This is a genomic window from Vibrio sp. 10N.286.51.B11, from assembly GCF_041469245.1.
Lineage (GTDB): Bacteria > Pseudomonadota > Gammaproteobacteria > Enterobacterales > Vibrionaceae > Vibrio > Vibrio crassostreae_C.
The window spans coordinates 1-26,102 of record NZ_JBFRKI010000003.1; the positions used below are offsets into that span (position 1 = coordinate 1).

Sequence of the window (26,102 nt, forward strand, 5' to 3'; positions counted from 1 at the left end):
AGGTTGTTCTCTTAACTCTTAAAAGAGGTAAGAAGAATATGGTGGAGGGAGACGGATTCGAACCATCGAAGGCAGTGCCGGCAGATTTACAGTCTGCTCCCTTTGGCCACTCGGGAACCCCTCCAGGGTGTTTTTTCCTAACTCATAATGGATAGGCTAAAGAGATGTTTTTCCCAACGCATCTCTCAAGTGCGGAGCGCATCATAGCAAACACGCTAAACCTGTAAAGGGTTTTTCTTATGGTTTTGTGTTAAATGCTGCCTTTTTGGGCAAAGATGGCGAAAAGTACGCATATTGCTCGTGAAGTGAACATCTATACTAAGGTTTACGTACTGATAGGTAACACCTTGAGGTGACTGGCTTTCTGTATTGTGTTCAATGTGTCTAAAACATGATGAAACGTAAATGGAATTTAATCTAGATTTACACTTCTTGACGTTACAGCATTCATCAGTTGATAGAATACGGTTAATTTCATTTATAGATAATAATACCAATCGTAGTAAATAACGTGTCATCTTAGCTTGCTAAAATGCTCGAGAACAGCGTCAGATATTTTGATTGTAGAATAACTACTTATCGAAACTATCTGTTGAAAAGAGCTGCCTTGTTCTCAAGCTTTTACCTAAGCTATTTCTGACCACTTACTCACTGTGATTGGTACAAACTTACTTGCAGACCATTATTATGAAGCATAAATCTGTTTTAACCCTGCTTAGCTTGTCTATTCTTATGGCGTCTCCAGCCGTACTTGCTAAACGTATGGGCCCTAGCACTGTCACTGTTGTTACTGAGCAGGTTGATATTCACCAAGTTAGCCAATCTCTTTCGTTGGTCGGTAAGTTAGAAGCCGAGCAATCAGTAATGATCACTTCTGAAGTGGCTGGCAGAGTGGACTCTATCAACATTAAAGCCAATCAAGATGTCACTAAAGGGCAGATGTTGGTTCAACTCGACGATGACAAAGCAAAAGCGGCAGTTGCAGAAGCGCAAGCTTATCTAAAAGACGAGCAACGTAAGCTAGCGGAATTTCAACGCCTAGTGAAACGTAACGCGATCACGCAAACTGAAATTGACGCTCAGAAAACGAACGTAGAGATCGCCAATGCTCGTTTAGCTGCTGCAAATGCCAATCTGAAAGATCTTCACATCAGCGCGCCATTCTCGGGCACTGTTGGTTTTATCGACTTTAGCCGCGGTAAAATGGTGACAGCCGGTACTGAACTCGTAACTCTAGATGACCTATCGGTAATGCAATTAGATCTGCAGATCCCGGAGCGCTACCTTTCTAAACTGTCTAAAGGTATGAAAGTAACGGCTCGCACTAGCGCATGGGGCGACACTCAGTTCACTGGTACTGTAGTAGGCATTGATTCTCGTATTAACGCTGAAACCTTGAACCTTCGAGTTCGAATCCACTTCGACAACAATAATGATTATCTAAAGCCAGGTATGTTAGTGGCGGCGGATATGGACTTCCCACCAGTGGAAGCGCCAATCATTCCAGTTCAAGCGCTTGAGTATTCAGGTACGAAGCGTTTCGTTTATGTTATCGACGAAGATAATAAAGCAACTCGTACAGAAGTTTTCCTTGGGGCACGTATCGATAACGAAGTCGTGATCGACAAAGGCATCGAAATTGGCCAGAAGATCGTGGTGCAAGGTATCGTGAACATGCGTGACGGCGTCTTGGTTCAAGAGCTTGCCGTTAATCGCCCAGCTGATGCAGCAAGTGATAAAAAAGCACAAGAAGGCGCTAACTAATGTTGTTATCTGATGTTTCTGTAAAGAGACCAGTAGCGGCCGTCGTATTGAGCCTACTATTGGTTGTGTTTGGTATTGTCTCTTTCAATAAGCTCGCGGTTCGTGAGATGCCAGATATTGAAAGCCCGGTAGTATCTATCAGTACTCGTTATGAGGGTGCGTCTGCCACCATCATTGAAAGCCAAATAACCTCCAACCTTGAAGACCAGTTATCCGGCATCAGTGGTATCGATGAGATCGAATCCACAACGCGTAACGGTATGTCGCGTATCACGATTACTTTTGAGCTTGGTTACGACCTCAATACCGGTGTGAGTGATGTTCGTGATGCTGTAGCTCGTGCGCAGCGTTCATTGCCCGATGAAGCCGACGACCCAATTGTTTATAAGAACAATGGTAGTGGTGAAGCTTCGGTCTACATCAACTTAAGTTCGACAGAGATGGACCGAACGCAGTTAACCGACTACACCGAACGTGTGTTGATTGACCGCTTTAGTTTGATTTCTGGCGTGAGCTCGGTGGATATCTCAGGTGGCTTGTACAAAGTAATGTACGTCAAGCTGAAACCTGCGCAGATGGCGGGTCGTGGTGTTACTACCTCCGACATCACATCTGCGTTGAACAGTGAGAACATTGAAAGCCCGGGTGGTGAAGTACGTAACGATGCGATTGTGATGTCGGTTCGTACTGCTCGTTCTTACACTGAAGCTGAAGATTTCGAATACCTAGTCGTTAAACGTGCCTCTGATAACACACCTATCTACTTGAAAGACGTAGCGGATGTTTACATTGGCGCAGAAAACGAGAACTCGACCTTTAAGAGTGACGGCGTTGTTAACGTAAGTATGGGTATCGTGCCTCAGTCAGATGCGAACCCACTTGAGGTGGCTGACTTAGTCCATAAAGAAGTCGAAGCAATTCAAAAGTTCTTGCCAGACGGTACTCGTTTAGCTGTCGATTATGACTCAACAGTCTTTATTGACCGTTCAATCTCAGAGGTATACAGCACACTCTTTATCACGGGTGGCTTGGTTATCCTTGTGCTTTACATCTTTATTGGTCAAGCACGTGCAACACTTATTCCAGCGGTAACCGTACCTGTATCTCTGATCTCGTCGTTTATTGCCGCGTACTACTTCGGTTTCTCCATCAACCTGATTACCCTGATGGCACTTATCCTGTCGATTGGTTTGGTGGTCGATGATGCGATCGTGGTGGTTGAGAACATTTTCCACCATATCGAACGTGGTGAGTCACCGCTGCTTGCTGCCTATAAAGGTACTCGTGAAGTAGGCTTCGCGGTAATCGCAACAACGCTTGTATTGGTAATGGTATTCCTACCAATCTCGTTCATGGACGGCATGGTTGGCCTATTGTTTACCGAGTTTTCTGTATTGCTTGCGATGTCGGTGATCTTCTCGTCGCTAGTCGCATTAACGCTAACGCCAGTGCTAGGCAGTAAGATCCTTAAAGCGAACGTTAAACCAAACCGTTTCAATTTGTTTGTCGAGCGCGTATTTGGCAAGCTTGAGTCTGGATACCGCGCGGTATTGCGCCGTGCTCTTAACTGGCGTTGGGCCGCTCCAATCATCATTATCGCGTGTATGGGCGGTAGTTATGGCTTGATGCAACAAGTGCCGTCGCAACTGACGCCACAAGAAGACCGTGGTGTTATATTTGCGTTTGTTCGTGGTGCCGATGCAACCAGTTACAACCGTATGTCTGCCAACATGGACATCGTTGAAGAACGCTTAATGCCATTGCTTGGTCAGGGCTTCTTGAAGTCATTCAGTATTCAATCACCAGCGTTTGGTGGTAATGCGGGTGACCAAACGGGCTTCGTAATCATGATACTAGAAGACTGGGATGAGCGTGACGTTACCGCACAAGAAGCGTTGAACGAAGTTCGTAAATCGTTGAACGGCATTCCAGATGTGCGTGTATTCCCGTTCATGCCGGGCTTCAAAGGTGGTTCAAGTGAGCCTGTTCAATTCGTACTTGGCGGTTCTGATTACTCTGAACTTCAGAAGTGGGCAGAGCTCTTAAAACAAGCGGCTGAAGATTCTCCAATGATGGAAGGCGCGGACATCGATTACTCTGAGAAAACACCAGAGCTATTGGTAACCGTAGATAAGCAGCGTGCAGCAGAGCTAGGTGTTAGCGTTTCAGACATTTCAGATACGTTAGAAATCATGCTTGGCGGCCGCAGTGAAACGACCTTCGTTGACCGTGGTGAAGAGTACGACGTGTATCTGCGTGGTGATGAAAACAGCTTCAACAACGCGAACGATCTAAGCCAAATCTACATGCGAACTCAGTCTGGTGAGCTGGTTACACTTGATACGCTGACGCACATTGAAGAAGTGGCTTCATCGATTCGTTTGTCGCACTACAACAAGCAGAAATCGGTGACCATTAAAGCGAACCTAATGGAAGGTTACACGCTGGGTGACGCGCTCGATTTCCTTGATGAACAAGCGATTGAACAGCTACCGGGTGATATTTCAGTGAGCTACTCTGGCGAGTCAAAAGACTTTAAAGAGAACCAATCAAGTATCCTAGTGGTGTTTGCGCTAGCGATGCTGGTCGCATACTTGGTACTGGCCGCGCAGTTTGAAAGCTTCATTAACCCGCTGGTGGTGATGTTCACCGTACCTATGGGTATCTTCGGTGGCTTCTTAGGCTTGGTGCTGATGAGTCAAGGGCTCAACGTCTACAGCCAGATTGGTATGATCATGTTGATCGGTATGGTAACCAAAAACGGTATCTTGATCGTAGAGTTTGCTAACCAACTTCGTGACCGTGGTATTGAGTTTGAAAAGGCGATCATTGATGCTTCTGCTCGACGCTTACGTCCAATCATGATGACGGCATTCACGACGCTGGCTGGTGCAATTCCATTGATTACTTCAACGGGCGCAGGCTATGAAAGCCGAGTGGCAGTGGGTACAGTTATTTTCTTCGGTATGGGTTTCGCGACATTGGTTACTCTGTTCGTAATCCCTGCGATGTACCGACTGATTTCAGGATCAACACGCTCTCCGGGTCACGTGGAAGCGGAACTTAATAAAGAGCTTAGCCATGACAACGTGGGAAGAACCAGTCACGGTTAATGAACACGCACGATTAATGAACACGGAATAGTGTAACAATATTGAAAAGCCTGCGTTTGCTCCTAGCGAATTGCAGGCTTTTTTTGTATAACAAACAGAGCTCAACGAATTAATACAATAAATCGAATAAAGGAAAGTAAAGTGGCTGAATTTAAATACAAAGATCTTTCTCAAGAAGAACAGGATAAGCTGGATGCAGCAACCTTTCGTCGCCTGTTAGCGCACCTAGATAACAATAAAGATGTGCAGAACATCGATCTGATGATCTTGGCGGGCTTCTGCCGTAACTGTTTCAGCAAATGGTACAAAGCGGAAGCTGAGCAACAAGGCTTAGACTTGGATATCGATGACGCTCGTGAGCGCGTATATGGCATGACTTACGATGAGTGGAAACAAAACCATCAGCCAAAAGCGACGCCTGAACAACTAGCGGCATTTGAAGCGAAGCAGAAGCCAGAGTAATTTGTTCTCGTTGGTGGTTGATTAATAGAATGAATAAACAAAAAGAGCCCATCAAGGCTCTTTTTAGTTTGGAGTCGGTGCTTGCTCTGTATTTAAGCCAGCTCACCTGTTTGCGAGAAAGCTTCTAACTTCGCCGCGTACGGTTGTAGGTCGCCGATATTTAGATTTGCCCACTCGTCATTGAAGTAAGTGTCTAGGTAACGTTCACCGCTATCACATAGCAAAGTCACAATAGAACCTGTTTCGCCACGTGCTTTCATTTCACTGGCTAGCTGAAGCACACCGTACATGTTAGTACCGGTTGATGCGCCAACCTTGCGTCCAAGAATGTCAGATAACCAATGTGTCGTTGCGATACTTGCGGCATCTGGAATTTTACGCATTTCGTCAACCACTCCAGGAATGAAGCTTGGCTCTGCTCGTGGGCGACCAATCCCTTCAATCTTGCTGAATGTACTGCCTTTCACGTTCGCATTGCCTGTTTGGAAGTATTCGTGGAATACAGAGTTCTCAGGGTCGACAACACAAAGCTTAGTTTCATGTTGTTGGTAGCGAATGAAGCGGCCAATCGTCGCTGAAGTACCGCCAGTACCTGGGCTCATTACTACCCAAGCCGGAACTGGGTGATCTTCCATCTGCATTTGATTGAAAATCGAGTTCGCGATGTTGTTGTTACCACGCCAGTCGGTTGCGCGCTCAGCGTAAGTAAATTGGTCCATGTAATGACCATTCAGCTCTTCTGCTAAACGACGAGACTCATCGTAAATTTCATCTGAGCGATCCACAAGATGTGCTTGGCCGCCGTAGAATTCTATCTGCTCAATCTTCTTCTTCGCTGTGCATTTTGGCATTACTGCAATAAACGGAAGACCTAGTAGGCGAGCAAAGTACGCCTCAGACACGGCTGTGCTGCCCGATGAAGATTCAATGATCGTTGTTTCTGGGCCAACCCAACCATTACAGATAGCGTATAAGAACAGAGAACGCGCTAAGCGGTGCTTCAAAGAGCCCGTAGGGTGTGTGCTTTCATCTTTAAGGTAAACATCAATGCCTTCGATACTTGGTAGTTCGAGCTTGATAAGGTGCGTATCCGCTGAGCGTTGGTAGTCGGCTTCAATTTTACGAATCGCGTTGTTAATCCATTGATGGTCAGTGCACATAAGCGTTCTCCTGATCGAGTGTAGGAATTCTTTGTAATTGGTATGGTTCTAATTTAGCTACAATCAGAGAGAAAAACTTTGCCATATTTGCTTTGTTTTGCTTAACTTGTAGAAAATAATTCTCTTTAAATGCGATTTGGTGAAAGTGTGATAGATGCCGTAGATAAAAAAATATTAGGATTACTGCAAGAAGACAGCACCCTGTCATTGAACGATATTTCTGAAGCGGTCAATCTCACTACAACGCCTTGTTGGAAAAGGCTTAAGCGCCTCGAAGAGAACGGCATTATTGAGAAAAGAGTTGCACTGCTGAACCCGGAAAAACTGGATCTTTCCTTTACTGCGTTCGTATTGGTGAAAACCAGTGATCATTCTCATGAGTGGTATGGTCGTTTTGTGAATACTGTGTCGGAATTTCCAGAAGTGATGGAGTTCTATCGCATGGCTGGCGAATATGATTATATGATGAAGGTTCAGGTTAAAGACATGAAGTGCTTTGATGATTTCTATAAGCGCTTGGTGAATAGCATTGATGGTATCTCTAATGTGACCTCGACGTTTGCGATGGAACCATTGAAGTACACGACAGCATTGCCGCTTTAAGCTGCGCCTAGTAATAGATTAACTATCGCTTTAGTTTAACTATCTTCTCAGTTTAGATCTCGTCTCTGCGATAAAGAAAAGGATTATTCATGTTTGCAAAAGTATCTACCGCTATCCAGCTGGTACTGGCGGTCGCCATTTTTTACTTGGGTTACACCATCTACTCATTGACTAATAAAGTCGGTGAAATCGTTGATACTTACCCGCAAGTTATCGAAGACATATCGGGCCTCACCAAAGGGCTCAAAGTAGAAGAGCTATTAGCGCTTGCAGAACATGTCAGCGATCTTGCTCCTCAGGTGTTAAACACTGTCGAAGAAGTTAGAAAGACGATCGATGATGTGAATCAAACCGTAGCCTCGGTCGACAACAAAATCCCTGCGATATTAGATGAAGTGAAAAATGTTCGAACGGAAGTCGAGCAGGTAAGAACCGATGTTATTCCACCAACATTAACTGAATTAAAGAGATACCGCGTAGACGTAATGCCACCAATGCTCGCTGAAAGTAAGTCTTACCGCGAACAGACTATTCCTGTCATCGTCACGGAATCTGAAATGCTACGAGCGGAAGTCCCAGGTATTTTGGCACAAGCTAATTTGTTAGCTGATAAGAGTAAGGAACTCGCTCAGGGAGCCGCTGAGGGCGCGGTGAAAGGCGTAGTGTTATCGCCATTTAACCTTCTACGAGACGCAGGTGATGGCATTAAAACGCGAGTTCAAGGCGAGTTTGAGCCAACGTTAGAAGTTGAGTAGGTTTTATTGATTTTTGCGTGACGAGTTTTCTTAAGCGTCATTAAAGAAAGAGGCTAGGTATTAAACCTAGCCTCTTTTTGTTTGTGCGTATTTGGGGCTTGTAAGAAGCGTTTATCCGCTATTTATTTGAGTGCTATTTAGTAAAACGCATCACACCTTCTTGTACTGCTGTCGCTACCAGCTCACCTTTCTGGTTGAAGATCTCGCCGCGCACTAGGCCGCGAGTGTTCGCTGCCGTTGGGCTTTCAATCGCATAAAGCAGCCATTCGTCCATTTTGAATGGGCGGTGGAACCAGATTGAGTGGTCAATCGTCGCCACTTGAAAATTTGGCGTCATGATAGAGACTTCATGTGGGTGAAGCGCCGTCACTAAGAATCCCCAATCCGATGCGTAGGCAAGCAGGTATTGGTGGATCAAGTGGTTGTCTGGCATCGCGCCATTCGCTCTTACCCAAAGGTATTGTTTCGCTTCCGTCTTCTTAGGTTTCAGTGGGTTTACCACCGTCACCGGACGCATCTCAATCGGCTTTTCGCCACAGAAGGTTTTGCGCAGTTTCTCTGGTAAGAATTCCGCAATGTGGCTCGCTAATTCAGTTTCTGAGGCAAAGTTCTCTGGTCCCGGAATATCAGGCATTGAAATCTGGTGCTCAAACCCTGGCGCATCGCCATGATAAGAAGCAGTGAGATAGAAAATAGGGCGGCCATTTTGAATCGCTTTTACACGGCGTGTGCTAAAGCTGCGTCCATCTCGTAGGTTCTCAACATCGTAAATGATTGGCTTTTCAGGATCGCCGGGAAACAGAAAATAACTGTGGAACGAGTGAACACTACGGTCGTCTTGAACGGTATAACGAGCAGCAGAAAGCGCTTGTCCCAATACCTGACCGCCGTATACCTGTGGTAGGCCTAGGTTCTCACTTTGCCCACGGAATAAACCTTCTTCCAGTTTTTCTAGCTGAAGTAAACTTAGTAATTCTTGTAAAGGTTGACTCATCGCCAGCATTCCTCTTCGTAAAATGGGTGTCAGATTATGGTGTTAATCATTTAGCTTAGTCAGATATCTGTCAATAAATCATAGGGTTTCAAGACAGAATATGAAAGCTCTCTTATAATTGGTGAGTAGATTTGCCGAGTCCGGCAAACATGTTGAGAGAAATTGAATATGAAAAAGGCTCTAATTCTTATTACGTCTTTAGTATCGTTTGGCCTACTTGTTGGTTGCCAAGCAACATCAGAAACGAGCGCTTCTCAAGAAGTGGTTGCAGAGAACACTCAAGTGATTTCAGGAACAGTAAGCTACCGTGAAAGAATTGCATTGCCAGAGAATGCAGTGGTTACCGTTACGCTAGAAGATATCTCACTGGCTGATGCACCATCGACGGTTATCGCAACTCAAGAGTTCACCACAGACGGTAAGCAAGTACCGTTCGCATTCGAGCTGAGCTACGACAACGACAAAATTAAAGCTAACCACCGTTACAACATGCGCGCATCGATTCATGTTGACGGTAAACTGCGTTTCATAACGGACACGATTAAGTCAGTAATTACTGATGTAGAAAATACACAGCAAGCAGACCTACGTTTGGTTGGTGTTCGTTAATCAGAAATCGATGCCACTGTTAAGGCATCTTGATTGGCTTAACTTAGCCAGTTGAATTGACGATTAGTGGCAGCTCTAGGGCTGCCATTTGTATATTCTGAGTTTAACTTTTCCTGCATCACTCACCTCAACCCCTTCTTTAACCAAATGCTGCTTTTGTCTGTCGAACGAATCAGCCTTTAAAGATATTTCACCCTTGCTGTTTATCACTCGATACCAAGGCAGTTTGCTACCTTCTGGCAGGTTACCCAGCGCTTTACCAACATGGCGCGCATAGCCCGGAAATCCTGAAAAACGTGCTATGTCTCCATAAGTTGTTACTTTCCCATATGGAATTTGGTGAATCACAGCAAAGATTTGGCTTAAAAATTGGTCCATACTAAATGTTCCTAGTTCATAAATACCAATCACAGTAAGTAAGTGTTCAAAAATAGCGCAGGGAAAAAGCTTGAGAGCAAGGCCGCTCTTTTTGATAAGAAGTTTTGATAAGTAGTTATTCTACAATCAAAAAATCTAACGAGGTTATCGAGTTTTTTAACAAGCTAGGGTGACCAGTTAATTACTACGATTGGTATGGTACCACGGATCGGTAGAAGGAGAGGGCTATGGTATTTACAACGTTTCAGTTCTTGATCACCACATTATTAGCGGTTGTTTGCGCGAGAGCAATCAGTTTAAGTGAGGGAGATATCCCGGTGCTTGCAATGGTAATTCCTGCTTTATGGATTTTACCGCAGGGGGGCATAGCAGGATTAGCTTTGCTTGTTTCCATGACCACTTATGGTCTAACCCTTCCTTTGCAGCCTATCACGCTGTCTGTCAGTGCGTGGGTACTATTCCCGTTATTGATGGTGGTCTTCTCAAGACGCAGTAGTTTGTCGGTCGTGATTATTTCCGGCTTGATTGTGACTACTTTGCAGGTCGGGATCATGGTGACACAATCAGCAGGCAAGCTTGAAGGTGTCCCGTGGGTTACCACACTTCAAACCTTATCAATCATCGTGATTTGGTGGGCGGCAAATCATCTTAAGCCTGCCAGCCGACACAGCTGGTGGTCATTAGGCTTAATACTTCCATTATGGATAGCCGATTTACCTTATGCCGCTTTGGTTGCCTTGTGTGTAACGGGCATCATGGCATCGATGGAAACGCTGACGCGCTTGAAAACCTTCCGCTGGAATAAACTACTGTGTTGGACACTGCCAACGGTCGGTTTTGCGGCTCTGGTGATTACTCCAAGCATCGAAGTACCGAGCCCAGTCTTTGTGGTGTGGTTGTGTCTATTAGGTACCGCGTGGATGACAGACTACATCATTCGCACAGAAGATAACGAAGACATCGATATCTAGTACTCCAGCAATCCAAACCTTCCAAATGCAGGTAAATGGTGAATTTACCTGCGATTTTCTAATGGTTTGAATAAAGGATAAGCACTTAGACCGCAATTGTTCAAAAATAGGGTGGAAGGGCTTGCAATGGTTGCTGTGATGCTTAATAATCCAATCACTCTTTGAGGCAAGCCTCTTAGAAAACGAATCTATGGGGGCCTGGTCCTCCCGCAACAATAGCTCGTGAACTCGGTCAGGCCTGGAAGGGAGCAGCCGCAGCGAGTGACTTGTGTGCCGGGATGTGGCTGGGTTCCCACCCCTTAAAAAAGCCGCTCTTTATGAGCGGCTTTTTGCTATCTGATGCTTTCTAAAGTGAACACAGTTCGCAATTAGTTTAGTCCACACTGCATACCAAACTATTCGTAAATGCTGTATGAAAAATACTTACTTGCGATTTTTTGATGCTGACCATTGTCGATCAAGCGCTGGATACCGTCATCAATAAGATCTTTGAGTTCATTATCTTGTTTTCGTACCGCGACACCAATACCACGCCCGAACCATTTTTCTTCTGTAAATTTAGGACCCGTAAAGTGGTAGTCCTTACCTTGCTCCGTTTCAAGAAAGCCCGTATTGAGTCCCATAGAACCACCAAACACGCTATCTAGGCGTCCGTTGAGTAAATCGGTAAAGGCTTCGTCGAATGATCCATAACGCTTGATATCTACATTTGGGTAGATCTCGGAAAGGTATTTGTCACCAATGGTAGCGCGCTGAACTCCAATTGTTAGTTCATTTAAGCTGCCGTCATCCATATTGATTTCACGCCCTTTTTCCATGACAAAACGAGTGGGAACTTTAGCGTAAGGCATCGTGAAGTTAACTTTCTTTTCACGTTCTTCGGTAATTGTCATAGCCGCTATAATTGCATCGTTTTTACGGCTTAAAAGCGAAGGGATAATCCCGTCCCAGTCAGTTTTTGAGATGATACATTTTACTTCTAATTCGACACACAAGGCGTTGGCTAAATCGACTTCAAACCCCTCTAATTCACCATCTTGCGTTGTCCAGCTGAATGGTGGGTATGCTCCTTCCACCGTAAATCGGATTTGCTTCCAATCTTTTGCGTAAGTAAATACTGAGAAAACACTGACGAATACAACAAATATCCACTTCATTTTTATTTCCTTATAGTTTTAATGGATAAGTTGGTTAATCAAATGTTAAATAATATCAATGTTAATGCATATCATTGTGAGCAAAGGCATTAGATAACTTCTGGAACTCTTGCTTCCCAAACTAACTACACGACTTTTTCTTATCTAAATTTCTATTTATATCTTTCATAAACAGTAGCTTGCTGTACTTCTCGCAAGATCTTTAAGATACTCACCTTTGATTTATGTTGCATCTGAAACAAAAATCAATACAATGAGCGCATTATTTTGTTGTAGGTGAAACATTATGGCTAATAAAGCGTATCAATGGATGCTCTATCTAACACTTGGCACCAGTGCCTTGTTTGCTCTTTTCTTGGTGGCAAGTGACAACCTTGCGCCGTTCACAACTCAAGCTCAATTGCACATTCCAACCAGCCGTATTGCTGCAGAAGTGTCGGCGCCAGTGGTGGAGTTGGCTGTTAAGAATGGTCAGGATGTAAAAAAAGGGGAACTGCTAGTTCGCTTAGATCCAACTCGTTTTGAATTGGCGTTAACTCAGGCTGAAGCGGCTTTGGTTGAAGCAGAGCAAAGCTATGAAGCAAACAAGCAGCACTTGCATGGCGCGGAAGCGACGTTACGTCAGCGCCAACACGAAGCTCTGAATGCCGAGAGAAAATTGAAGCGTAACCAGCAATTGATTTCGAGAAAACTTGTTAGCCAAGAAACGCTAGACGATAGCCGATCGGACACGATTGTAAGACAGCAAGCCGTCGAAGCTGCGCAAGCCGATATTGAGCAGATAAAAGCTGAGCTTGAGAAAAGCAGCGACAACGGTGCTTTGGCTGTTGCTCGAACTCGCGTTGAACTGGCGCAATTGGATTTGGACAAAACGACAATCGTCGCGCCTGTTGATGGCGTAATCAGCAATCTCAACCTTAACTCAGGAACCTATGTTGGCGCTGGCAGCCCCGTTTTGTTTTTGGTTGATCGCCAGCATGCTTGGATTAACGCAGACTTCAACGAAAAGGGCAGTGCAAATCTGACTGCGGGAACAACCGTTCGTTTGGTGTTTGATGCAATGCCTGGTGAGGTGTTTGAGGGAAATATTCAAGGTCGTGAACTGGCTATCTATGATGCGAGCAGCGACAACAGCGGCCTCGCGAAAGTCGTGAATGATGATCGCTGGATTCGAGACCAACAAAAAGTGCGTACACAAGTAACGTTGCCGTCACTTGATCACTCATTGTTCTCAGGCTCTAAAGTGAGCGTGATGGTGGTGCCTGAAGCGACGTTTTGGGATGTGATCGGAAGTGCATGGATGGAAGTGCTAGCTCGCATTCGTTACCTAGTTTAACTGTGCTCTTCAATCATCGACTAACTGACTACCCACTGACGAAATAACGATTTACGACCTAAGAGGCAGATTATGAATAACGAAGTTCGAGGCCCGATTAACTGGTCTGAAGTAGCTTGGATCAGCGCTATCGTGTCTTTGGGTATGTTGGCTCAACTTTGGCTACAGCTAGGTGTTGCGGCGTACCTCGCTCTTTATCCGGTAATGGCGGCGACCAAGATTAACGACTACTCAGTGAGAGGTATGCTCAAAGCGTTTCTCCCTATCTTGGGTGTCGCTTGTGTGGCTCTGCTTGTCGATCAGTTATTTGCCTCACACCCGGCAGTGGTTTGGGGGATCAGTTTATGGGTATTTGATTTAGCAAGAAGGTGGGCCGACACGCCTGCCAAACTTGGGAAAATCTACATCCCATTGCTCAATTGGTTTTTGGTGATTGTGTTTGCACAACATGGCCCAATGCCGATGACGGACTGGGTTCGCGATATAGCAGTGAGCATGGTGACGACCATGGTTGTGGTGAGATTTGTGATGCTGTTCTTAAAGCCGCCCAAAGCGATGTCGCCGCTGCCAATGCAAAGTGTTCCTGTGACGTACCAGCAGCGAGTGATATATGTGGTCATGCTTGGAGTTGGTTTAGCATTTTTGATGATGGTCGATTTGATTGCCGCGACGTTCTGTATGATGCCTGTGATTATTGCGGCTGCGCAAAGTGAACGCATGAACTATCAAATGGTGGTGAAAAACTGTTTACAAGCCCACGTTGGTGGTTGTGCATTGGCGTTGGTCTTCGTAACCTTGTTAGCGGGGCAACACTCCTATAATTGGGTGTATATCATTGGACTAACAAGCTTGGTGACCATGATAGCAATTTGGATCAGCGGCAGTCGTGGTGGCGTGCGAGGTATGCATACTGAAGCGATGTTAGGAACTATGCTACCATTGCAACTCTATGTTTCAGCAACCGATCTTGGTTTGCAAGATACCTACTTTCGTGCAGAGTTAATGTCCATCGTGTTGGTATTATTAGTGGTCTGCCAAGGAATTATATATGGAAAATCAACCAGCATTATCCATCACCGGAATTGATGCACTCGACAGCAATCCTATGTTCTTAATGGGCTTTGCTTACAAACAGTTTCGAGCTCAAGTCACCGCTGAGATGGGCACCACTTCGGGCATTTCTCTAGAGATGTTTGGTGCGCTTCGAGTGTTAGATAAGCATGGCAAAATCACTCAGCAAGAGTTAACCAATTACTTGCTTCGAAATCGCTCTGTGACCAAGCGTTTGGTTGATAACGCGATTAAGCTGAACCTTATTGAGGCCAGCAAGAGTGAAACGAACAAAAAGGTAAAACTTCTTTCTTTAACGGAAGAGGGCAAGAAGCTTGCCGAATATTGTGAGCCTATGGTCGATAGTATCAGCGAGCAGTTTCAGAGTGCGTTGAGTGAAGACGAATCCAAGCAGTTACAGACCTTGTTGGCTAAGCTTGTAAAAACAGACCAATTCGTCGACTGATTATGCGATCGAAGGTGTGGGTCTAATAACAATCGAATAAAGAGTAAGTGACATGACATACAAAATATTAGCGATGCTAATGATTAAGCTGTTGTTTACGTTTCGTGGCAGTAAACCTACGTCTAAAATCCCCGCCTCTGACTTTGATGCCGAACGCTTCGCTGGTACATGGTATTCCGCTTGTTTTATCCCGCATCCATTGCAATCAAAGCTCGGTTCTTTGTCGTTTAGCTTTTTATTTGAATCTGACGGTAATCTTAAGCTGACAACTCGAGGCTACAACGCGAAAAAGAATGAGTGGAAGACCAAAGAACAAGCCGCAACATTTAAGGGCTCTCAAACCGAAGCGTGGTTTTCAGTCGAAGCGAATAGCCCTTATGAGAAGCAGAGAAAGGTAATTTTCTTGAATGAAGATTACACTCAGGCTTTGTTGGTGGGTCCTACCAAAAATACCTTACAGATCTTGTATCGCACTGCAGAGTTCACCAAACAAGACTTAGACTCGCTGATTGAACGGGCGCAGAGCATGGGTTTTAAAACCAGTAAGCTAGTTCGTGTGTCACAACATATCAATGATGTGCCTGAACAATAAAGTAAGTTCGGCTAGTCCTGACTAGGTAGCTCGGCTAATAAGCAAACAACATTGCTAACCCGTTCTAATTCGCAGGCAACACCACTGCCGACGCATCTTCCTCTGAATCTTCTTTGTCTTCTACTTGGTCAGCAACCCAATCAATTGTCTTTGTTAGATAAAGCTTGTTGGTTTCGGTGTCACACCAACTCTTGGATAACCCTCTTCGATTGAATTCACTGCCAATTGCTGCGAGTGTCTGGTTACTTGAGCGCCCGTAATACAAGGTGTCGCACAGTTGCAGGTTCGACATCGATTGTGGGTATGTGTTAACCGACGAGGAGTTCATGCTTAGTGCTTTGGATTGATTGTGCGTGCAGCCTGTAAGGCTTAAGAAAAAGATCAATGCTAAGGCTTTCTTCATCATATCTCTGAACAGTTACTAATAATTGGCGGGGATTATGAGCATGATTAAGTCGTTGATTTGTCAATTCTTCGCTAACTGCTTAAAGACCACGAACTTGCTCGCAATTAGAGCACGTTATTGAGCCGTTTAATTCCTAGGTCAAAAAATGTATTAACCGCCAAATGCGCAATTTTGTACAAAAGCTGAAAGAGACTATAGAGTAGACTGATAAGTCGCTCGATAATCAACAGGCTTGGGAATTGTTATGGAGAACAAGAAACGCTCTAAAGAGAAGGCCGAATATAAGATAACCGAAGAGCTCGGCGGCCTTGAAATTCTTAATGCTGAATACGAAAAGCAGAACTTCTCGCGCCACAGCCACGAGGGCTACACGCTGGGAGTCATCGAGCAGGGCGCTCAGCGTTTCTATCGAACGGGCGGGCATCATATTGCGCCACAAAATGCGATTATTCTGGTCAATGCCGACGAAGTTCATAGCGGTCACTCTGCCACTGAAGGCGGTTGGGCGTATCGAGCCATGTATCCACTTCCAGAGCAACTTGCCAATATCACTCAAGAGCTAAACTTACCCAATTACGGCGCGCCTTACTTCCCAAGAGCGGTTGTTGAAGATCCTGAACTCGCTAATCAATTGAGGTTGGTCTTTAACACGATAGATGAATCCGACAATCGCCTGTTAAGAGAGACCTTGATGTATGGGATGTTGGTTAAGCTGATTAGCCGACATGGAAAATCGCCGCTTAACCCCCAACTCGATGGGAAAACTCAGCGCCAACTTGTCTTAGTGAAAGAGTTCTTAGATGACTTTCCACAAGCCGATGTGTCCCTGGAAGAGCTATCTAAGTTAGCGGCATTGAGTCCGTTTCACTTAGTACGTTCTTTTCAAAAAGAGTTTGGTCTTCCGCCACATGCGTATCAGATCCAATCTCGGCTAAGGCTTTCTCGTAAGCTATTGAAGCAAGGGCATACCATTTCAGATACCGCGCAAGAGTGTGGCTTTCACGACCAAAGCCATTTTCATCGACACTTCAAAAAGGCCAATGGCTACACGCCGGGGCAATACATTAAAATGCTCTAAATCGGACACCTTAATTCGTTCGCGAAATCGAGCAAGTTTGTGCAATCGAACCGACTCCACTCTTCTTACATTGAATAGCGAATGTAAAGAGAGAAAAGAATGATATGGACAGTGAAACAATGGATAGACGAACACAGTTATGGAAAGGCGTTTTAGCGGGAATGCCTTTGAGTATTGCGGTAATCCCTTGGGGAATTCTAGCCGGTTCATATGCGATAGATGCCGGATTGAATCAACTTCAAGCGCAAGCGATGTCGGCTATTTTGTTTGCTGGCTCAGCACAACTTGTTGCTGCAGGTATGTTTAAAGCGGGTATTGGTTTAGGCACTATGTTGTTGACCACACTGTTCATCACCTCAAGGCACTTTCTGTATAGCGTATCGATGCGTGACAAAATCAGCCATCTTCCTGCGCGTTGGCGTCTATTACTCGGTTTTTGGCTCACCGACGAGCTGTTCGCGATTTGTAGTGGGCAGTCTCAGAATGAATTTAATCGCTGGTATGCTGCGGGTGTAGGCGGCGGTTTTTATCTTGTTTGGAATATCGCGAGCTTTGTTGGCATTGTCGCGGGAAGCCAAATTCCATCACTTAACGAGATTGGGCTCGACTTCGCGGTCGCAGCAACCTTTATCGCTTTGGTTTTCCCATTAATCCGAACTCTACCCGTCGTGGTGTGTGTGATGGTTTCACTGGTCACTTCGGTTGCCATGTCGGTTAACAATATTGAGGGCGGGCTAATGATTGCAGCGATCGCCGGTATGTTAGCGGGCTTTTTCAGTGAATCGTTCCAAGAGCGAAACAACGGTAACAAGACAATCGTGGAGGGGAAATAGAGATGATTTGGTTAACGATATTACTCATGACTGCGATTGTTTTCTTTAGTCGGTATCTGTTTCTTGAGCCTGCAATCCCGCTTCGACTCAATCAAACCGCAAGGCGCCTATTACGCTATTCAAGCCCCGCGGTGCTGACTGCGATTTGGGGGCCAATTGTATTTGCTCCTGAACAAACATTTTGGCCAAGCCTCGAAAACCCATACTTGATAGGCGCGGTGGTCACAGGTCTGTTGATTTGGAAAACAGGCAATGTGCTACTAACGATCGGCGTTAGCATGGCGGTGTTTTTGTTCTATAACCTTGTCGCGGTTGATTACCTTTTCTCGTGAGCTTCAACTTCAATGTCAACTTAGGCTTTGTGTTTCTCCTATTATTTAAGGGCTGTATAAATATGATTACTTGTTATGTTCGATATGTGATTGATCCTAAAAAGGTAAATGAGTTTGAGGCATACGCAAAAATGTGGATTCCTCTGGTCGCTAAATTCGGGGGCCAACACAATGGTTATTTCTTACCGTCGGAAGGGGCGAACAATATTGCCTTGGCGCTGTTTACCTTTGAAAGTTTGGCTGCCTATGAAGAGTATCGGATTAAATCGTTGAACGATGCTGAGTGTATTAAAGCGTTTGAATTTGCAGACGAAGTTGATTGCATCGTGAGTTATGAACGCAGCTTTTTTAGATCTGTTTTAGAGTGATAGACCTTGCAACGTATAGTGTGGTGGCATCTAATGTACTGATTCACTGTTTGTGTGTTTAGGTTTTGGTAAGGAGTTAGTTTGGCTAAGAAATATTATGTGGTTTGGAAAGGTCGCACACCGGGTATTTTTACCACTTGGAACGAGTGTAAATCCCAAGTCGATGGTTTCGCTGGTGCGAGATATAAATCGTTTCCAACACTAGACGAGGCTGAGTCTGCTTTCGGTGGTAAAACGTCGTCTGCGTCAGGTTCTACTGCGACAAAGCCAAGCTCTGCGGGTAAGTCGACGAAAGCTAAGGTGCCGCCTCTTTCGGAGCAGCAAATCACAGATATGCCTTTTGATATCAAGATCTTTACCGATGGTGCGTGTGAACCAAACCCTGGTGAAGCAGGGACGGGGTTAGCGGTATACCAAAACAACCAATTAACCGAATTGTGGTATGGCTTGTATCAACCTGTTGGTACCAATAATACCGCTGAGTTGCATGGCCTTAAACAGGCGTTTTTGCTCGCAAAAGAGAAGCTAAACGCGGGTCTGTCTGTTGCGATCTATTGTGATTCTAAGTACTCGATAGATTGTATTACTAAGTGGGCAACGGGTTGGGAGAAAAAGGGCTGGACCAAGTCTGGCGGTGAGATCAAAAACCTCGATATTATTAAGCCTGCGTATGCGCTCTACCAAGAACTGGCTTCAAAAATTACCATCTACCATGTGAACGGTCACGTTGGTATTGAAGGTAACGAACTGGCCGATAGAATGTCGATTGTGGCTATTTCATCGAAAGAGCAACAACTCGCTCAATATCGTGACATCGAAGATATTGAGTCTATTTTGGCACTGCGAGCAGGCTAGTTAGGCTTCTTAATGAAAAGCTACTGAAAGTCACTGAAAGCATAAGTCGCCATCATTAGGCAGTGCTAGACGAGCGTTACATTTCAAATGGATGTAGCGCTCTTTTGTTTTTGTGGTGCTCCGTTTTCTTATGGAGCTGGGTTCTCTATCCAACGAGATAATTGCTGAGCTTGTTTGATCGAGTTAAAACTGTCTTTCACTCTCTCACGCGCCTTTAAACCCATCGATGCTTTATCGTTACTGCTCAGCTGCGCGAAACGCTCAATCGCTTCTCTTAATTCTTCCACGTTTTTTTCGCTAACCACAAAACCTGTCTCTGGTGAGACGATCTCTTTGCATCCCATGATGTTGGTGGTAATGACTGGCGTTCCCACAGCCATCGCTTCTTTTAAAACCAGAGGCCCTGTATCCACACATCCGGTTTCGGAAAAACAGAAGGGCGCGATTAGGCTGTCATAATTCGATAGTTTCTCTTTCACCCATTCATGAGGCTTAGCGCCAAGAAAGGTCACGTTTCGAGTGAGCCCTTGCTCTTTGACCTGTAACTTTAACTGTTGCTCTAAATCGCCAGTACCGACGATATCGAGATGAATATCGAGAGGTTCGGCAATCGGCGCCAATGCATCAATAAGATGGTGGATGCCTTTTTGCTCCACTAATCGGCCAAGGAAAACAAAGCGAAGTTGCTTCGTTTCGGTTTTTGGGTTGAGTTGGAATTGTTTGGTATTAACTCCGCAGTGCAAGAGTTTAATGTTTCCTTTCGCCATGGTATTGAAGTCAGCAAGCATGTCTTTACACACTGCAACCACAAAATCACTCGATGAGATTTTATGTTCAATGTCATAAGCGAACTCGTAAACATCATGACCATGAGCAACGAACGAACAGGTGATATTCAGCAGCTTTGCCGCGACGATGGCGTGAGCTGTGGTGTGCTGACAGAAATGCGCATGTACGTGTTCGACGTCGTTTTCCGCGAGTTGCAGCGCTAATTTAAACCCATAAGCGAACAGTGACTTTTTCGGCATGCTGGTTTGCTTAGAAATAAATGAGACAGCCTTGATGAAACCTATCCAGTTAATGCTGGCGACTTTACCCTTCCGAACATTTTTACCTATTTCGACAATGTCGTAGTCGAACTGTTTTTCACTGTTTTCAATTTTGAACGTCATTACACAAACATCGTGCCCACACGCTTTCACAGAGTCGACTTCTGTTTGAATGAAGGTCTCACTGAGTACTGGGTAGGTTGGCGCCACAAATGCTACTTTCTTCATTCCTTACTCCTCAAATCCATATGACTAAAGCTATCAAGCCAAGGTAATAACCAATAAAGCAAGATACGAACCAAGATCGAATCGTAGCTTTGGAGGGCTTTCTGATTGCTTTTCGAAGGTTACCCCTTAAGAGGTAGCTCGTTTTCTCAAATTGATAATCAAATTGGAGTTGCAGTTTTTTTGAACATCTGTGTTTGGTCGTCATTTTGAGAATGGACGCGTAGGTGGCTGATCTAGATGTGATTTCATAGCAAGACACTCTCGGCATAGAACATGCAACGTCAGCCATATAACGTATAAATCTGAGGGCGTCATTATGGCTAAAGTAAGTGTTGTTATTCCTACCTACAATTGTTTGGATTACCTGCCGAAAGCGATTGGCAGTGTACTAAAGCAGACTCATCAAGATGTTGAGCTGATTGTCATTGACGATAACAGTAACGATGGAACGTCGACGTATCTTGCTTCTATAGACGATGAACGCATTATTACGTTGTCCACATTGGGTGTTGGTGCGCCTCAAGCGAGAAACCTAGGGATTGAAAAGGCGACCGGTGAATACATCGCTTTTTTAGACGCAGACGATTTCTGGTTTCCTGAAAAAATTGAGCGCCAACTCGAATTTCATCAACGTTACCCTGATCTCGCGATGAGCTTTACTAACTACGAGCATCTTACTGAAGATTACCAAGTAATAGTCGACTGCTTTAGTTACTGGTCGCAGTTTCAAGATCAAGATGAGCTGTTCATCAATATCGAGAACCCGTTGGAGTTCATCATAGAAAATAACGTGATTGGAACATCAACGGTCATGGTGAAAGCGGATGTGTTTTCTCAAACAGACAGTTTCAATGCTGACATCAAGTATGGGGAAGATTGGGAACTGTGGCTTCGAATGAGTGAAAACCATCAGATCGGTGTGTTGAACTCGGTGCAGGTTGGCTACTTGATGAGAGCGAGCTCTGTTACCCAAACTGAAAGTCTTAAATTGAGAAATTTGCAGTCTATAGAGACTATTCTTCAACATTACCAAAATGACAGTCAACGATGGAATCTACCCACTTCTAGCTTCAAAATCGCAAAGGCGAGAATACTGGAAGGTTATGCTGACTATTATCGAGGTTTACAACAGAATAGACAGGCTATTGCCTACAGTTTCCGTTCTTTGGTCATGTCACCTCAAAAACGCACATTGCGACACCTAATTGGAGACTGTAAAAGTTTCCTAAAGCCAGCTTGGTAAGGAAAAGGTGACGACTATGGGTTCTTTAAAGCAGTCGGCTTACTACGCCATCGGTATATTAATGATGAAAGGGATTTCATTGGTGATGATCCCGTACATTACGCACAATATGACGTTGGCAGAGTATGGTTCCTTAGAAGCCATTGTCTTGCTGGCAGACATTGGGACGATATTGTTCAGCTTCGGTATTGTCGATGCCATGTATCGTTATGTGGGTGTCGCCGAAGGTGATGAAAAGCAAAAGCTCGTCTCGAACTGCTTCACATTGAGCGTGCTGGTGTGCGTGCTTGGGGGCGCCTTGATTGCCCTCAGTATGCCGTTGTTAATCTTAATGTTGCCAGTTGAATTCCAGCCTTACCAGATACTGCTTCTGCTTATTCCTACCATGCTCGATGGGGCGATTTCTATCCCGCTAACGCTGATGCGTATGAACGCGATGGCGAAACGTTTTTGCATGCTCAATGTGTTGAAAGCCGGTGTTCAAGCCATCATGACTTTTGTTTTGCTTGAGGCTGGATACGGTATAGATGGCGTGTTGATTTCAGCTGCGGTATCCAGTGTGTTGCTAATGGTTTGTTTAGTGCGTTATCAATGGCAAGAGATGGGATCTTTTGGTTGCTTCAAATACTCGGCGAAGATCTTAAAATTCGGACTGCCCGTTCTGGTTGGCGGTGCATCAATGTATATGATCATGGGGCTCGACCGCTGGGTAATGGCAAGCTTCGTCGGTGTCGAAGAACTCGCGATTTATGCGGTTAGCGGAAAGTTCGCGTTGATTCTTGGTCTGTTGTTGCAGCCTTACGCGCTTTGGTGGTTTCCAAACCGTGTGGCGATGCTTCAACAGCCGGGTGGCAGTAAGATGTGTGCCGATAGGGCGTTAGTCGGAGTGAACCTCGCCATTGTTTTAGGTTCGTTGATGATTCTAACGGTACCCGGATTTATTTCTCTCATTTTACCGAGCAGTTATCATTACGCGGGGGCCATTGTTGTTGCGCTGCTTGCGATTAGCGTTATCAAAAATGCAGGTGATTATCTTAACCTTGGTTGTTTCAGTGGCGATTCGAGTCAATCTCAAATGTGGATTCAAGGTGGATGTGCGGTCTTGGCGGCCATTGGTTATTTCACTGTGACGCCTATTTATGGCGTGTGGGGTGTTGTCGCGGTTCTTTGTGCAACTTATGTTGTGCGGCTCATGCTTCTGTATGTTGTAAGCCAAGCGATGGAACAATTACCTTATGAACACAGCAAGTGGGTAACCGCAGTTAGCATCGCATTAGTAGCGATAGCGAGTGATCAACTTCTGGGATTGGTGTTGGTTGATGTCCATGACTTTATTCTTGGATCGGCTGTTGGTGTAATCGCGCTGGTGGCCTTTGTTAAATACTCAGTGATCGTTGTCCCGCAAGCTCTGCTCGACAAGTTGATGCTGGGTAAGCAGTCTCACGCAAATTAAAATAAAACACTGTTCATAATGTGTGAGATCCGATAGTATTTATAAATTCAATGAATGCCATCAATGGAAAGATACATGAACAAGTGGATTGTGCTCTCAGCTCTATTCTCAACCTTATCGTACGCTTCGTCTGAATTGTCTAACCACGACGTACTCACTCAGCACTTTGACGTTCCTGAAGCTATCTCCTTAGAAAATCAAAACAGGGTATGTAATAGCCTTGTTTGTAGTTCGGTGTCTGCGCCAAAATCTGTTCCTGCTGTTGGCGACTTCCCAGAGCGAGAATCAAACCCAACGATAGATACAATTGCGAGCGCTATCTATTTCGTCGGTGAGATTGGTGTCGCCGAAAATCTAGCGACACCCGAGTACGAACAGTTTTTTGAGAACTGATTGAAAATTTACTGTATAGATTTGGTGCTTATTTTTTATGCAGTTACAAAAGATATGAAATGCTGTTATAAACGATAAGACCTTGTTTAAGGATTTTATAATCACGGCATTTGGCAATTAGGAAGCACCAATGGAAATCTGGAAGTTACTGCTGTTTATCCCCGCTTGTTTTGCGCTCAACATGACTCCGGGCCCAAACAATTTGTTATCAATGAACAACGCCCGTTGTTACGGATTTCAGGCCGCCTTTGTCGCAGGCCTAGGAAGAATCCTCGCTTTTTCTGGCATGATTGCTTTGGCTGCATCTGGCTTAGCGGTTGTGCTTTATACTTCTGAAACGCTGTTTTTCCTGATCAAACTATTTGGCGCGATGTATCTGTTGTGGATCGCGTTCAACCTATGGCGCTCACACGCCAGTCCGGTCGTGGATATCGAACGAAATAAGAATTGGTTTGGTCTGTTTAAACAAGAATTTGCACTCGCTGCTGGCAATCCAAAAGCGATACTCATTTTCACTGCATTCCTTCCTCAATTTGTCGATGTTTCAGCGAACGTAAATACTCAATTCTTTGTTTTAGGTAGCACCTTTCTAGTGTTAGAAATGCTCGCGATATCGATCTACGCGGCATTTGGCTTATACCTCAGAAACTGGTTCTCTAAGCCACAAATGGCAAAACGTTTCAACAAAGCGTGCTCGGTTTTTCTTGCGTTATCTGGCGCAAATTTGTTGGTTATTCGACAGTAAAACATAAGTAACCTAATCTACTCCTCAGGCGTTAGTTAAGTGGCATCTTCGTTAAGGTAGTTCGTAAGCCTTTAGGCTGTTGATATATTATTAATAGCACCTTTGAGTTTGCATGTTTAAACTTGAGGTTCGGTTTAAATGAGGTCTATCTATGAATGTTGTTTGTGCGGAAAAACAAGAACTGGCTGATATCTACCAGCTTGAACATGCTTTGTTTGGCGCTCACGCCTATCCGCTGTTTTTCTTTCGTCAGGCCTTTGATTGCTGGGGAAAAGGTTTATTGGTTGCTAAGCAAGACTCAAAGATTGCTGGCTATGCCTTAACGACAACCACAGACAAGCAGAATGAGTTTTGGGTCCTATCATTGGCTGTAGACCAGAATTATCGTGGCATGGGAGTTGGCCGGAAACTGATGCAACAGGCGGTTGAGCAGTTGCCTCGAGATGCTAGGCTTTTGCTCACTGTAGACCCAAATAACACATCGGCTCGTGCGCTTTATGCATCGATGGGGTTCGTTACCATCAAGCAAGAAGACAACTACTTTGGTGATGATGAGCCGAGGTTAGTGATGAAGCTCATCATCTAGATTGTTGCTAACGGTTTTTAACAAAGGCGCTTAACTAAATCAAAGGCTCACACTTCAAAGACAATCTCGTAGCTCTAGGTTAGCATCACGATACCGTGCATTAACACGACACTAGAGGTCAGCCGAGTCCTCATATCAAAGTAGCCATCAGGACCTTGGCTCTGGTTCTCTTCTCTCATCGTCCTTTCAGCTCGCCAAACCGCAATATAACCAAAGATGAGAATCAGAGTTGTCACTAGCTCTTTTTGTTCGCCAAGCAATACTGCCAGCCAAGCGATGAGCACAATCGCGTTGCTTATTAGCAGTGCTTTGTTACTTGATTGGCTTTCAAAGTTTTCGATGCCATTTGCCCACAAGATCCCTGAAAGAAAACTCAAAATTGCCACGCTGTAAGTGATGAACAGCGTTTCTCCACTTACCCCCATTAGTTGGATGTCGGTGAGCGAGAGGAGTAGACCGAATAGAAACGGGATTAACCCCATGTACCCCAGTTTGGCCATGGTGTTACGGGTTTGAGTTGTTGCCATGTAATCTGCCTTCATAACTGTTGCTCAATCGCGTTTTTGAGCGTAGCGCTCACTGGTGATGTGGAGCTAGGGAAGGTGGCGACGACTTTGCCTTCTTTACTGATCAAGAATTTGTAAAAGTTCCATTTAGGCGTTACGCCCGCTTGCTGTTGTATCTCCGCAAATACGGGATTGGCGTTGCTACCAGACAGTGAAGCTCGCGCCATCATAGGGAAGGTCACGCCGTAGTCTAGGTAACAAACCTTTGCCGTCTTCTCTTCGCTTCCCTTGTCTTGGCGAAAATCATTACTTGGGAAACCGATAACCGTGAAGCCTTGGTCTTTGTAGGTTTGATGAAGGTGCTCGAGTTGCTCAAACTGCGGAGTGAAGCCACATTGGCTCGCTGTATTTACCACCAATAGAGTTTTGCCTTGAAACTCATCGCACAAGGCGATTTCTTCGGTTGAGTTTAACAAGCGCTGTTTGCCATTAAGTATTTCGGGACAGCTCGCTGCAAAGGCGATGGAACTCGTGAGGCTTGTAATCAGTGCGGTTGAGCAAAGTAGTGAACATTTCATAGGGTTGGCTCATTTTAGTTGGCGTAATGGTTATTACTC

General features: G+C 44.9%; 29 protein-coding genes, 1 tRNA gene and 1 other RNA gene. 22 read left to right on the forward strand and 9 right to left on the reverse strand.

Annotated elements, in window-relative coordinates:
• Window positions 1–39: 39 nt before the first annotated feature.
• Window positions 40–124 (reverse strand) — tRNA-Tyr (locus AB4154_RS01140).
• A 563-nt stretch (window positions 125–687) separates the two neighbouring features.
• Here AB4154_RS01140 and AB4154_RS01145 point away from each other — a divergent pair.
• From AB4154_RS01145 to AB4154_RS01155, 3 genes are all read left to right on the forward strand, one after another.
• Window positions 688–1,764: an efflux RND transporter periplasmic adaptor subunit gene (locus AB4154_RS01145; protein ID WP_050644646.1), complete on the forward strand. Its 1,077-nt coding sequence runs from the start codon at window positions 688–690 to the stop codon at window positions 1,762–1,764.
• Window positions 1,764–4,877 carry a vibriobactin export RND transporter permease subunit VexH gene (gene vexH / locus AB4154_RS01150; protein WP_017062023.1) on the forward strand — a complete coding sequence of 1,038 codons (3,114 nt, stop codon included), beginning with the start codon at window positions 1,764–1,766 and terminating at the stop codon, window positions 4,875–4,877. The genes AB4154_RS01145 and vexH overlap by 1 nt, the downstream gene beginning before the upstream one ends.
• 141 nt (window positions 4,878–5,018) lie before the next feature.
• Entirely contained in the window at window positions 5,019–5,339 is a 321-nt protein-coding gene (locus tag AB4154_RS01155; protein WP_004736423.1) for a DUF1244 domain-containing protein, read from the forward strand.
• 92 nt (window positions 5,340–5,431) lie between these two features.
• Here AB4154_RS01155 and AB4154_RS01160 read toward each other — a convergent pair whose 3' ends face one another.
• Window positions 5,432–6,499 (reverse strand): PLP-dependent cysteine synthase family protein, encoded by a 1,068-nt coding sequence (locus AB4154_RS01160; RefSeq protein ID WP_372122009.1) that lies wholly within the window; start codon window positions 6,497–6,499, stop codon window positions 5,432–5,434.
• Window positions 6,500–6,628: 129 nt separating this feature from the next.
• Between AB4154_RS01160 and AB4154_RS01165 the strand changes: the two genes are divergently transcribed.
• Entirely contained in the window at window positions 6,629–7,102 is a 474-nt protein-coding gene (locus AB4154_RS01165; RefSeq protein WP_017062025.1) for an Lrp/AsnC family transcriptional regulator, read from the forward strand.
• Between the two features lie 89 nt (window positions 7,103–7,191).
• Complete coding sequence (locus AB4154_RS01170) at window positions 7,192–7,857, forward strand: hypothetical protein (protein ID WP_017070264.1); 666 nt, start codon at window positions 7,192–7,194, stop codon at window positions 7,855–7,857.
• Window positions 7,858–7,990: 133 nt separating this feature from the next.
• Here AB4154_RS01170 and tesB read toward each other — a convergent pair whose 3' ends face one another.
• A complete protein-coding gene (tesB, locus tag AB4154_RS01175) occupies window positions 7,991–8,851 on the reverse strand; it encodes an acyl-CoA thioesterase II (protein WP_029235187.1) in 861 nt (286 codons plus the stop codon).
• 168 nt (window positions 8,852–9,019) lie between these two features.
• Between tesB and AB4154_RS01180 the strand changes: the two genes are divergently transcribed.
• Complete coding sequence (locus tag AB4154_RS01180; RefSeq protein ID WP_017058951.1) at window positions 9,020–9,460, forward strand: YbaY family lipoprotein; 441 nt, start codon at window positions 9,020–9,022, stop codon at window positions 9,458–9,460.
• A 75-nt stretch (window positions 9,461–9,535) separates the two neighbouring features.
• Here AB4154_RS01180 and AB4154_RS01185 read toward each other — a convergent pair whose 3' ends face one another.
• Window positions 9,536–9,838, reverse strand: coding sequence for an MGMT family protein (locus tag AB4154_RS01185; protein WP_017058952.1), 303 nt, complete (start codon window positions 9,836–9,838; stop codon window positions 9,536–9,538).
• Between the two features lie 227 nt (window positions 9,839–10,065).
• Between AB4154_RS01185 and AB4154_RS01190 the strand changes: the two genes are divergently transcribed.
• Both AB4154_RS01190 and ffs read left to right on the forward strand, forming a co-directional pair.
• The gene (locus AB4154_RS01190; protein WP_017064066.1) at window positions 10,066–10,809 is read left to right on the forward strand and encodes a hypothetical protein; all 744 of its coding nucleotides are present in this window, start codon (window positions 10,066–10,068) and stop codon (window positions 10,807–10,809) included.
• A 196-nt stretch (window positions 10,810–11,005) separates the two neighbouring features.
• Window positions 11,006–11,102: signal recognition particle sRNA small type (gene ffs, locus AB4154_RS01195), an RNA gene on the forward strand.
• Window positions 11,103–11,204: 102 nt separating this feature from the next.
• Here the strand turns inward: ffs and AB4154_RS01200 are convergent.
• On the reverse strand, window positions 11,205–11,966 hold the full coding sequence (locus AB4154_RS01200; RefSeq protein WP_017070266.1) for a transporter substrate-binding domain-containing protein: 762 nt from the start codon (window positions 11,964–11,966) through the stop codon (window positions 11,205–11,207).
• 286 nt (window positions 11,967–12,252) lie between these two features.
• On the opposite strand from AB4154_RS01200, the gene AB4154_RS01205 reads away from it, so the two are divergent.
• The 4 genes from AB4154_RS01205 (at window position 12,253) to AB4154_RS01220 (ending at window position 15,410) form a co-directional block, all read left to right on the forward strand.
• Complete coding sequence (locus AB4154_RS01205) at window positions 12,253–13,302, forward strand: HlyD family secretion protein (protein WP_017062229.1); 1,050 nt, start codon at window positions 12,253–12,255, stop codon at window positions 13,300–13,302.
• Window positions 13,303–13,374: 72 nt separating this feature from the next.
• Window positions 13,375–14,388 carry a DUF2955 domain-containing protein gene (locus AB4154_RS01210; protein WP_017070267.1) on the forward strand — a complete coding sequence of 338 codons (1,014 nt, stop codon included), beginning with the start codon at window positions 13,375–13,377 and terminating at the stop codon, window positions 14,386–14,388.
• Window positions 14,351–14,818 (forward strand): MarR family winged helix-turn-helix transcriptional regulator, encoded by a 468-nt coding sequence (locus AB4154_RS01215; protein ID WP_017062227.1) that lies wholly within the window; start codon window positions 14,351–14,353, stop codon window positions 14,816–14,818. Before AB4154_RS01210 ends, AB4154_RS01215 begins: the two co-directional genes overlap by 38 nt.
• Before the next feature lie 52 nt (window positions 14,819–14,870).
• Window positions 14,871–15,410 carry a lipocalin family protein gene (locus tag AB4154_RS01220; protein WP_017062226.1) on the forward strand — a complete coding sequence of 180 codons (540 nt, stop codon included), beginning with the start codon at window positions 14,871–14,873 and terminating at the stop codon, window positions 15,408–15,410.
• Between the two features lie 64 nt (window positions 15,411–15,474).
• On the opposite strand, the gene AB4154_RS01225 is transcribed toward AB4154_RS01220, so the two are convergent.
• The gene (locus tag AB4154_RS01225) at window positions 15,475–15,813 is read right to left on the reverse strand and encodes a hypothetical protein (RefSeq protein ID WP_017062225.1); all 339 of its coding nucleotides are present in this window, start codon (window positions 15,811–15,813) and stop codon (window positions 15,475–15,477) included.
• A gap of 247 nt (window positions 15,814–16,060) precedes the next feature.
• Between AB4154_RS01225 and AB4154_RS01230 the strand changes: the two genes are divergently transcribed.
• From AB4154_RS01230 to AB4154_RS01250, 5 genes are all read left to right on the forward strand, one after another.
• Complete coding sequence (locus tag AB4154_RS01230; protein ID WP_017067054.1) at window positions 16,061–16,894, forward strand: AraC family transcriptional regulator; 834 nt, start codon at window positions 16,061–16,063, stop codon at window positions 16,892–16,894.
• A 104-nt stretch (window positions 16,895–16,998) separates the two neighbouring features.
• A complete protein-coding gene (locus AB4154_RS01235) occupies window positions 16,999–17,727 on the forward strand; it encodes an AzlC family ABC transporter permease (RefSeq protein ID WP_372122011.1) in 729 nt (242 codons plus the stop codon).
• A 2-nt stretch (window positions 17,728–17,729) separates the two neighbouring features.
• On the forward strand, window positions 17,730–18,059 hold the full coding sequence (locus AB4154_RS01240) for an AzlD domain-containing protein (protein ID WP_050644634.1): 330 nt from the start codon (window positions 17,730–17,732) through the stop codon (window positions 18,057–18,059).
• Window positions 18,060–18,121: 62 nt separating this feature from the next.
• A complete protein-coding gene (locus AB4154_RS01245; RefSeq protein ID WP_372122013.1) occupies window positions 18,122–18,427 on the forward strand; it encodes an NIPSNAP family protein in 306 nt (101 codons plus the stop codon).
• 81 nt (window positions 18,428–18,508) lie between these two features.
• Window positions 18,509–19,282, forward strand: a complete 774-nt coding sequence (locus AB4154_RS01250; RefSeq protein WP_050652361.1) for a viroplasmin family protein — start codon at window positions 18,509–18,511, stop codon at window positions 19,280–19,282.
• 128 nt (window positions 19,283–19,410) lie between these two features.
• Here the strand turns inward: AB4154_RS01250 and AB4154_RS01255 are convergent, their stop codons facing one another.
• Entirely contained in the window at window positions 19,411–20,559 is a 1,149-nt protein-coding gene (locus AB4154_RS01255) for a glycosyltransferase family 4 protein (RefSeq protein ID WP_372122016.1), read from the reverse strand.
• A gap of 316 nt (window positions 20,560–20,875) precedes the next feature.
• Between AB4154_RS01255 and AB4154_RS01260 the strand changes: the two genes are divergently transcribed.
• The 5 genes from AB4154_RS01260 to AB4154_RS01280 all read left to right on the forward strand — a co-directional run bounded on the left by AB4154_RS01260 (window position 20,876) and on the right by AB4154_RS01280 (window position 24,979).
• Window positions 20,876–21,802 (forward strand): glycosyltransferase, encoded by a 927-nt coding sequence (locus AB4154_RS01260; RefSeq protein ID WP_017062218.1) that lies wholly within the window; start codon window positions 20,876–20,878, stop codon window positions 21,800–21,802.
• A 16-nt stretch (window positions 21,803–21,818) separates the two neighbouring features.
• Entirely contained in the window at window positions 21,819–23,255 is a 1,437-nt protein-coding gene (locus AB4154_RS01265; protein WP_017067059.1) for a lipopolysaccharide biosynthesis protein, read from the forward strand.
• A 75-nt stretch (window positions 23,256–23,330) separates the two neighbouring features.
• Window positions 23,331–23,648 (forward strand): hypothetical protein, encoded by a 318-nt coding sequence (locus tag AB4154_RS01270; protein ID WP_017070274.1) that lies wholly within the window; start codon window positions 23,331–23,333, stop codon window positions 23,646–23,648.
• A 130-nt stretch (window positions 23,649–23,778) separates the two neighbouring features.
• Window positions 23,779–24,393, forward strand: a complete 615-nt coding sequence (locus AB4154_RS01275) for a LysE family translocator (RefSeq protein WP_102320553.1) — start codon at window positions 23,779–23,781, stop codon at window positions 24,391–24,393.
• Between the two features lie 151 nt (window positions 24,394–24,544).
• Window positions 24,545–24,979, forward strand: a complete 435-nt coding sequence (locus AB4154_RS01280) for an N-acetyltransferase (RefSeq protein ID WP_017062214.1) — start codon at window positions 24,545–24,547, stop codon at window positions 24,977–24,979.
• Between the two features lie 74 nt (window positions 24,980–25,053).
• Here the strand turns inward: AB4154_RS01280 and AB4154_RS01285 are convergent, their stop codons facing one another.
• Entirely contained in the window at window positions 25,054–25,521 is a 468-nt protein-coding gene (locus tag AB4154_RS01285; RefSeq protein ID WP_372122018.1) for a DUF3429 domain-containing protein, read from the reverse strand.
• Window positions 25,518–26,063 carry a glutathione peroxidase gene (locus tag AB4154_RS01290; protein WP_372122020.1) on the reverse strand — a complete coding sequence of 182 codons (546 nt, stop codon included), beginning with the start codon at window positions 26,061–26,063 and terminating at the stop codon, window positions 25,518–25,520. The genes AB4154_RS01285 and AB4154_RS01290 overlap by 4 nt, the downstream gene beginning before the upstream one ends.
• Window positions 26,064–26,102 lie beyond the last annotated feature (39 nt).